Source organism: Micromonospora sp. H61 (assembly GCF_018070325.1).
GTDB lineage: Bacteria > Actinomycetota > Actinomycetes > Mycobacteriales > Micromonosporaceae > Micromonospora > Micromonospora salmantinae.
On the sequence record NZ_JAGPXY010000220.1, the window covers coordinates 1 to 1,256 of the forward strand.

Here is a 1,256-nt window from a genome sequence, read left to right on the forward strand (position 1 = left end):
CTGCGCGGCGAGCCACAGCACCTCCGCGAGGGCGGTGGCGTCGAGCGATTCGTCGAGGCGCTTGAGCCACGCGGTCGCCGGCCGGACATCAGGCATCGGACAGGCTCCGCAGCACTGTCCGCTCGATGTCGTGCCGCTGTTCCTCCTCCGGTGCCCGGCCGCCGGTGAGCAGGAACACCGCGTTCAGTAGCTGGTCGATGGCGAGCTGGTCGCCGCCGTTGAGGCGATCGAGGAAGGCGCGGACGAGTTCCTGCGCCCCGGTGCGCCCAGCGGCCTCCATACCGAGATGCGCGGCGACGATGCGGGACAGCGTCTCCTCGCTCGGCGCGGGCATGGTGAAGCGTACGCACCGGCGCAGGAACGCCGCCGGGAACTCGCGCTCGCCGTTGCTGGTCATGACGATGAAGGGGAAGTTGCGGCACTGCACTCGGCCGCGGAGGATGGCGCGTCGGGCGGCGCCGTCCCACTCCCTCACCTCCACAGTGTCGGCCTCGAACCGGGCGAGCTCCGGCATGTCGAACTCGCCGCGCTCGAGCACGTTGAGCAGGTCGCTGGGCAGGTCCAGATCGCCCTTGTCGACCTCGTCGATGAGCAGGGCTCGTGGCGCGCCGACGTCGCACAGCGCGGTGCCGAGCGGGCCCAGCCGGACGAAGTGGCCGATGTCGTCCGACGGCTGGCCAAGCTGCTGCGCGTGGATTCGGCCCAGGACGTCGTACTGGTAGAGGGCCTCACTCACCGTGCTGCGTGAGGTGATGTGCCAGCGCAACACCGCACCCAGCCCCAGCTCGGTGGCCACCGACTCGATAACGGTGGACTTGCCGGAGCCGGCCGGCCCGGTGATCAGCAGTGGGCGGCGCAGGCAGAGTGCAGCGTTGACCGCGTCGGTCAGATCCGGCGTCGCCTCGAACGGCACGGCGGACGACGGACGAGGGAAGACCCGCCACGGCGGCGGCGCGGGCAGGTCGACCGTGCGGGGGATCCCGTCGCCCCGGTAGAGCGGCTCCCAGCTCATGATGTGTACTCCTCGGCTTCGGTCAGCGGCGCGTACTGGAACCGGCGGCAGAACCGCAGCCAGCGGTTGTCGTCCCAGATGGCGCGGAGATGGGCGGTATCGTCGGTCGGGTCGCCGCGCCGCAGCCGCCGGTACAGCTCAGGGAAGGCGTCGGGCAGATCCTCCCAGGCCAGCGCGAGGCAGGCTCGTCGATCGGGCGTCAGCTCGGGCAGAGTCTGCGGCCACAGGACGATCGGCGCGTAGC

General features: G+C 71.0%; 2 protein-coding genes. Both read right to left on the bottom strand.

Annotation, left to right across the window (positions count from 1 at the left end; all coding sequences use genetic code 11):
- Positions 1 to 88: 88 nt before the first annotated feature.
- The gene (locus tag KBX08_RS33270; protein ID WP_210787713.1) at positions 89 to 1,012 is read right to left on the bottom strand and encodes a MoxR family ATPase; all 924 of its coding nucleotides are present in this window, start codon (positions 1,010 to 1,012) and stop codon (positions 89 to 91) included.
- Positions 1,009 to 1,256: hypothetical protein (locus KBX08_RS33275; RefSeq protein WP_210787714.1), on the bottom strand; the 248-nt coding region annotated here is incomplete at its 5' end. The genes KBX08_RS33275 and KBX08_RS33270, both read right to left, overlap by 4 nt.

Bases quoted from the DNA above. Each gene is read 5' to 3' on its own strand.
- KBX08_RS33270 (WP_210787713.1), bottom strand. From the start codon at position 1,012: ATGAGCTGGGAGCCGCTCTACCGGGGCGACGGGATCCCCCGCACGGTC.